Annotated in this window: 7 protein-coding genes; 4 read left to right on the forward strand and 3 right to left on the reverse strand. The window is 70.6% G+C overall.

From position 1 onward, the window contains the following. Window positions 1-212: 212 nt before the first annotated feature. On the reverse strand, window positions 213-1,238 hold the full coding sequence (locus tag ACNQOV_RS17935) for a TerC family protein (RefSeq protein ID WP_022905234.1): 1,026 nt from the start codon (window positions 1,236-1,238) through the stop codon (window positions 213-215). A gap of 217 nt (window positions 1,239-1,455) precedes the next feature. Here ACNQOV_RS17935 and ftsY point away from each other — a divergent pair, with 217 nt between their 5' ends. Then, complete coding sequence (gene ftsY / locus ACNQOV_RS17940) at window positions 1,456-2,325, forward strand: signal recognition particle-docking protein FtsY (protein ID WP_416396264.1); 870 nt, start codon at window positions 1,456-1,458, stop codon at window positions 2,323-2,325. 118 nt (window positions 2,326-2,443) lie between these two features. Continuing rightward, complete coding sequence (locus ACNQOV_RS17945; protein WP_137767577.1) at window positions 2,444-2,602, forward strand: DUF4175 domain-containing protein; 159 nt, start codon at window positions 2,444-2,446, stop codon at window positions 2,600-2,602. 219 nt (window positions 2,603-2,821) lie between these two features. On the opposite strand, the gene lipA is transcribed toward ACNQOV_RS17945, so the two are convergent. After that, on the reverse strand, window positions 2,822-3,805 hold the full coding sequence (lipA, locus tag ACNQOV_RS17950; RefSeq protein WP_416396266.1) for a lipoyl synthase: 984 nt from the start codon (window positions 3,803-3,805) through the stop codon (window positions 2,822-2,824). Beyond that, complete coding sequence (gene lipB, locus ACNQOV_RS17955) at window positions 3,802-4,476, reverse strand: lipoyl(octanoyl) transferase LipB (protein ID WP_402263690.1); 675 nt, start codon at window positions 4,474-4,476, stop codon at window positions 3,802-3,804. The genes lipA and lipB overlap by 4 nt, the downstream gene beginning before the upstream one ends. A gap of 135 nt (window positions 4,477-4,611) precedes the next feature. Between lipB and ACNQOV_RS17960 the strand changes: the two genes are divergently transcribed. Further along, on the forward strand, window positions 4,612-5,325 hold the full coding sequence (locus ACNQOV_RS17960) for a VOC family protein (RefSeq protein ID WP_416396269.1): 714 nt from the start codon (window positions 4,612-4,614) through the stop codon (window positions 5,323-5,325). A 44-nt stretch (window positions 5,326-5,369) separates the two neighbouring features. Beyond that, a complete protein-coding gene (gene ffh / locus ACNQOV_RS17965) occupies window positions 5,370-6,920 on the forward strand; it encodes a signal recognition particle protein (RefSeq protein ID WP_022905829.1) in 1,551 nt (516 codons plus the stop codon). Window positions 6,921-7,093: the final 173 nt, after the last annotated feature.

Consider the following 7,093-nt stretch of genomic DNA (forward strand, 5'->3'; position numbering starts at 1 on the left):
CTGTCGCATAGCGCGGCGCGTTTCGCGCTGCGCCGCAGATAAAACCGACACCTGCCCGGGAACGGTTGGGCCCGCCCCAACCGGGGGTTGGGGCGGGTCGCGCGGGGCCACGGGCCGACACGGGGGGGGGGGGGGGGCGGCCGGGCCCCCGGCCGGCCCGGGGGGCCGCGCCCCCCCCCCCCCCCCGCCTCCTGTCCGTCAGGTGGTGACGACTACTTCGCGTCGGCCTCGACGGCCTCCTTCGGCTCGCCCGTCGGGGTGAGCCCGCGCTCCTGGCGGCGCTTCGACACCACGAGCGAGGCCACCGTGGCGACCGCGATGGTCAGCATGATGAAGCCCAGCGAGAACCAGATCGGGATCTCGGGGGCCCACTCGATGTGCTCGCCGCCGTTGATGAACGGCAGCTCGTTGACGTGCATGGCGTGGAAGACGAGCTTGACGCCGATGAAGCCGAGGATGACCGCGAGGCCCTGGCCGAGGTAGATGAGACGCTCGAGCAGTCCCGCGATGAGGAAGTACAGCTGTCGGAGACCCAGCAGCGAGAACGCGTTCGCGGTGAACACGATGAAGGCGTCCTGCGTCAGCCCGAAGATCGCGGGGATCGAGTCGAGCGCGAACAGCACGTCGGTGAGGCCGATGGCGACCATCACGAGCAGCATCGGGGTGAAGAGGCGCTTGCCGTCGACGCGGGCCGTCAGCTTGTCGCCGTGGTAGTCCTCGGTGGTCGGGATGACCTTGCGGAGCGTCCGGATGAGACGGGAGTCGCCCTCGCTGCCGTGGTCGTTGCCGCTCCGCGCCTGGGACCAGGCGAGCCAGAACAGCAGTGCACCGAACAGGTAGAACACCCACGAGAAGTTCTCGATGATCGTGACGCCGAGCGCGATGAACACACCGCGGGCGACGAGGGCGATCGCGACGCCCACCAGGAGCACCTTCTGCTGGTACTCCTTCGGCACGGCGAAGCTCGACATGATGATGAGGAAGACGAACAGGTTGTCGACCGACAGCGCCTTCTCGGTCAGCCAGCCGGCGAAGTACTCACCACCGGCCTGCCCGCCGCCGAAGACGAGGATGCCGACACCGAACAGGATCGCGAGCCCGACGTAGAACGCCGACCAGAACGCGGATTCCTTGATGTGCGGCACGTGCGGGGTCCGCACGTGCGAGAAGAAGTCGAACACCAGCAGGCCGAGGATGCCGGCGATGGTGAGGAGCCAGACGATGAGTGGGACGTCCACGGGTTTCCTTCAGGTCGGGGGCGCATCCGGTTGGTGGGTACGCCGAGGCCTGAAGGTCTCTTCCGCCGCGGTCCGCACGATGTGTCGACCACGACCGGCGCCCCGGGTCCGGATCGTTCCGGACCGTACTGACGGGGACACCGAGGAGGAATACTCCCCTTCGTGTTCCCGAGCGTACCGGGCACAGCGCACGTGCGCCGCGCTCTAAGCTGGGAACATGGCGAGTTCCTGGTCACTGTCCTCCCGGCTGCGCGGGCTGTTCCAGCGCAAGACGATCGACGAGACCACGTGGGAGGACCTCGAGACGGCGCTCATCGGCGCGGACTTCGGTCCGGACATCGCCGACGAGATCATCGAGGAGCTGCACACGCGCGTCGACCGGTACGGCACGACCGACCCCGCGGACCTGCAGCGCATGCTCCGCGAGGTGCTCGAGGAACGGCTGTCGAAGCTCGACACGACGCTGAAGCTCAGCAACCGGCCCGCCGTCGTGCTGGTCGTCGGGGTGAACGGCGTCGGCAAGACCACGACGATCGGCAAGTTCGCCAAGTTCCTGAAGACCTACGACCGCACCGTGCTCGTCGGCGCGGCCGACACCTTCCGAGCCGCCGCGGTGGAGCAGGTCGCGACCTGGGCGGCACGCGCCGGCGTCGACGTCGTCCGGCCGTCCCAGCCCGGGCAGGACCCGGCGTCCGTCGCCTACCAGACCGTCGAGAAGGCGATCCGCGACAGCACCGAGATCGTCGTCATCGACACCGCCGGCCGGCTGCACACCAAGGCCGGCCTCATGGACGAGCTGACGAAGATCAAGCGCGTCGTCGAGAAGCAGACCGAGATCGCCGAGGTGCTGCTCGTGCTCGACGCGACCACCGGCCAGAACGGGCTGGCCCAGGCGCAGGCGTTCATCGAGGGCGCCGGGGTCACCGGCCTCGTCATCACGAAGCTCGACGGGTCCGCGAAGGCCGGGTTCGTGCTCAGCGTGCAGGAGAAGACGGGCATCCCGATCAAGCTCATCGGTCAGGGCGAGGGCATCAACGACCTCACCGGGTTCACCCCGCACGTGTTCGTGCAGAACCTCGTCGGCTGACGGGCACCGTCTCGTCGGGTGCGCGACACCCGTCAGCGAACGCGAACGCCGCCGGGCGAGTAGCGTCCCTGTCGGCCCGGGCATCCGCTCGGTCTCGTTCCAGGGATTGGAGACCCTCATGCCCGCACTGCTGATCATCGCGATCATCGTCGGCCTCGTCCTGCTCTTCAGCGGCATCTTCGTCGGTGCGCTGAAGTTCCTGCTCTGGGTGGGCATCGTGCTCATCCTGCTGGCGGTCATCGGCTGGCTCCTCCGGAGCATCCGCGGTCGCGCGTAGCGACGGCGGCGCCCTGATCCGGGGCACCTGACGAGACGGGAGGCACGGTGCCAGCTGGCACCGTGCCTCCCGTTTCGTCCTGTGGTGCCGACCCGAGACTCGGCTGGGCGGACAGTTCCGCGGTCGGGCCGTCGCGAAGTCGTCCGCGGAGCCGAGTCTCGGCCCGCCGGCCGCCGGCCGCCGGCCGCCGGTCGCCGGCCGCCGGTCGCCGGTCGCCGGTCAGACGGCCTGTCGGCCGGGGGCCTCGTCGAGCAGGTGTGACAGGTGCGCGGGGACCGTGCCGCCGCGGGCGACCGTGGCTCGTGCCCAGAGTCGACCCGCCCGGTAGGACGACCGGACGAGCGGCCCGGCGAGCACGCCGGAGAACCCGATGTCCTCGGCGATCTCGCGGAGGTCGACGAACTCCTCCGGCTTCACCCACCGAGCGACCGGCAGGTGCCGCGTCGACGGCCGGAGGTACTGCGTGAGGGTGATGATGTCCGTGCCCGCCTCGTGGAGCTGCTCGAGCGCGTCGATGACCTCGTCGCGCTCCTCGCCCATGCCGAGGATGAGGTTCGACTTCGTGACGAGCCCCGCGTCGCGCCCCTGCGTGATGACGTCGAGGGAGCGCGCGAACGTGAACGCCGGCCGGATCCGCTTGAAGATCCGGGGGACCGTCTCGACGTTGTGGGCGAAGACCTCGGGGCGGGCGTCGAAGACCTGGCCGAGCTGGTCCGGGCGGCCGTTGAAGTCCGGCACGAGGATCTCGACGCCGGTGCCGGGGGAGTGCTCGTGGATCTGGCGGATCGTCTCGGCGTAGAGCCAGGAGCCACCGTCGGGCAGGTCGTCCCGGGCGACCCCGGTGACCGTGGCGTACTTCAGGCCCATCGACACGACCGAGTCGGCGACCCGGCGGGGCTCGTCGCGGTCGAGTGGTTCGGGCTTGCCGGTGTCGATCTGGCAGAAGTCGCACCGCCGCGTGCACTGGGAGCCGCCGATGAGGAACGTGGCCTCGCGGTCCTCCCAGCACTCGAAGATGTTCGGGCAGCCGGCCTCCTGGCAGACGGTGTGGAGCTGCTGGTCGCGCACGAGCCCGGACAGCTCGCGGAACGCCGGACCCTGCGTCGCGCGGGTCTTGATCCACTCCGGCTTCGTCTCGATCGGCGTCGCGGCGTTCCGGGCCTCGACGCGGAGCATCCGGCGTCCTTCGGGGGCGAGGGTCATACGAGGGTCTCCTGTCGTCGGATGCGGTCGCCGCTGTGCATGCCGTCGACGGCCTCCTGGACCCGGCGCGCGACCCCGGGGGCGAGCTCGTCGACGGTGACCGGTCGGCCCGCGGCGGCGGTCAGCGTGGTGACGCCGGCGTCGGCGATGCCGCACGGGACGATCGCGGCGTACGGCTCGAGGCTGTTCGTGCAGTTGATCGCGATGCCGTGGCTCGTCACGCCCTCGGCGACGTGCAGCCCGATCGCGCCGACCTTGGCGTGCGGGACGCCGGCCGGGCCGGGCACCCAGGCGCCGCTGCGCCCCTCGACCCGCTCGGCGTGCACCCCGACCGACGCAGCGACGTCGACGATGACCTGCTCGAGGTCTCGCACCCAGGCGACGACGTCGAGGGGTGCGGCGAGCCGGACGATCGGGTACGCGACGAGCTGGCCCGGTCCGTGCCAGGTGATCCGGCCGCCGCGGTCCACCTCGACGACGGGGGAGCCGTCGGTCGGCAGGTCGGACGGTTCGGTGCGACGCCCCGCGGTGTACACGGACGGGTGCTCGCAGAGGACGATCGCCCCGGGGGAGCGGCCGGCGACGACGTCGGCGTGGAGGGACCGCTGCAGTGCGAGTCCCTCGGCGTGGTCCAGCAACCCGGACGGGCGCACGATGTCGAGTTCCGGCATGGGCGCCAGGCTACGACAGTTTCTGTACTCCGTCCAACAACGAGGTGCGTCGGCGGTCGATCCACCGGAGGTGCACGCAACGGACGGGAGTCCGGGGCTTGACTTGAAGCGCGGTTGAGGGTGTCGGGTGAGGCCATGCACATCCGCCAGGTCCAGCTCGCCACCCGCTCCCTCGACGACACCGCCCGCTTCTACGAGCGACTCGGGTGTGCCGTCGTCAGGGACGCCGACTCGGTCCGGGTCACCATCGGGGCGTCGCAGCTCGTCTTCCGGGCGTTCGACCGGATGACCGGGGCGCACCACTTCGCGTTCACGATCCCGACCGGGACGTTCGCGGACGCGAAGCGCCGGGTGGCAGCGGTCGCGACGGTGCTCGGGGCGGACGGTGTCGACGAGTTCGAGGGGCCGGCGGGCTGGGACTCGCGCTCGGTGTACTTCGAGGGCCCCGACCGGCAGCTGCTCGAGCTCATCGAGCGACGACGACTCCCCGCCGGGGACGCCGCGCCGATCGACGGGCAGGCCGCACCGACCGACGGGCAGGCCGCACCGGCCGACGGGGACGCCGCGCCGCTCGCTCCGCTGCTCGTGTCGGTCAGTGAGGTCGGCATCGCCGTCCCGGACGTCCTCGGGTCGGTCGAGGCCCTCAGCCTGCACGGACTCGACCCCTACGCCAACCCGCCGGGGCCCGACTTCGCCCCCGTCGGCGATGTCCACGGGCTGCTCATCCTGGTGTCGCCCGGTCGGCAGTGGTTCCCGACGCTCGACCGGGCCCCGTCGTCGGCTCCGGTGGTGGTCGATCTCGGGCTCGGCGCGACGGTGGAACTCGCCGAGGGCGTCCTCCTGCGGTGAACGGGCGAGAGCCTCCGGGCGGGGCCTTGTAGAATCGACGGATCATGGCGCAATTCGGTTCACTCTCCGATCGGCTGACCGAGACTTTCCGCAACCTGCGGAGCAAGGGTCGGCTGACTCCGTCCGACGTCGACGGCACCGTCCGCGAGATCCGGCGGGCGCTCCTCGACGCCGACGTCGCGCTCGAGGTCGTCAAGGCGTTCACCGCAGCCGTCCGCGAGCGGGCCCTCTCCGACGAGGTCAACCGCGCGCTGAACCCGGCGCAGCAGGTCGTCCAGATCGTCAACGAGGAACTCGTCGGCATCCTCGGCGGCCAGCAGCGTCGCCTCGAGTTCGCCAAGCGGCCCCCGACGGTCATCATGCTCGCGGGCCTCCAAGGCGCCGGCAAGACCACGCTCGCGGGCAAGCTCGGCAAGTGGCTCAAGAAGGACGGCCACACGCCGATGCTCGTCGCGGCGGACCTCCAGCGTCCGAACGCCGTGCAGCAGCTGCAGGTCGTGGGCGAGCAGGCGGGTGTGCACGTCTTCGCGCCGGAGCCCGGCAACGGCGTCGGCGACCCGGTCAAGGTCGCGAAGAACGCCATCAAGGCCGCCGTCGACCAGCAGTACGACACCGTCATCGTGGACACCGCCGGTCGTCTCGGCGTCGACGCCGAGCTCATGAAGCAGGCCGCGAACATCCGCAAGGCCGTCGACCCCGACGAGGTCCTGTTCGTCATCGACGCGATGATCGGTCAGGACGCGGTCAACACCGCCCGCGCCTTCCAGGAAGGCGTCGACTTCACCGGCGTCGTCCTCTCGAAGCTCGACGGCGACGCCCGCGGTGGTGCAGCCCTGTCGGTCGCCAGCGTGACCGGGCGTCCGATCATGTTCGCCTCCACGGGTGAGGGGCTCGACGACTTCGAGCCGTTCCACCCCGACCGCATGGCGAGCCGCATCCTCGACCTCGGCGACATCCTCTCCCTCATCGAGCAGGCACAGGGCGCCTTCGACGAGGAAGAAGCGCGCAAGGTCGCCGAGAAGATCGCGAGCGACTCGTTCACGCTCAACGACTTCCTCGAGCAGATGCAGCAGCTCCGCAAGGCCGGCTCGATCAAGGGCATGCTCGGCATGCTCCCCGGCGCCAAGGGCATGCGCGAGGCGCTCGACAACTTCGACGAGCGCGAGATCGTCCGGACCGAGGCGATCATCCAGTCGATGACCCCGCAGGAGCGCGAGCTGCCGAAGCTCCTCAACGGCTCCCGCCGCCTCCGCATCGCCAAGGGTGCCGGATCCACCGTGACCGAGGTCAACGCCCTCGTGAACCGGTTCGAGCAGGCCGCGAAGATGATGAAGACCGTCGCCCGCGGCGGGGTCCCGCAGATGCCCGGCATGGGGCCGATCCCCGGCATGCACGGTGGCAAGAAGCAGCAGCAGGGCGGCAAGAAGAAGTCCAAGGTCGGCAACCCGGCGAAGCGCGCGGCGCTCGCCGCGGGTGCCGCCGCGGCACCGCAGCAGGCGCCGAAGGGGTCCGGTCTCGGACTCGGCGGCGGCAAGGGCGGCAAGGCGCCGACCGAGGAAGAGCTCGCGTCGCTGCAGAAGTTCCTGGGTCGGTAGCCGACCCCTGACGGACAGGAGGCGGGGGGGCGGCGGGGCCCCCCCCCCCCCCCTGTGCCCGTCCGTGCGCCCGTCGCGACGTACATCCCCATACCCGCCGCTATGGTGAGCGTAATGGGGCTTACCGGGGCGTGTGTAACGACCAGGTCCGCCCTAAACGGCCAGGCACGCCC

The sequence above is a fragment of the Curtobacterium sp. LFS084 genome (genome assembly GCF_047977705.1).
Taxonomy (GTDB): Bacteria; Actinomycetota; Actinomycetes; order Actinomycetales; family Microbacteriaceae; genus Curtobacterium.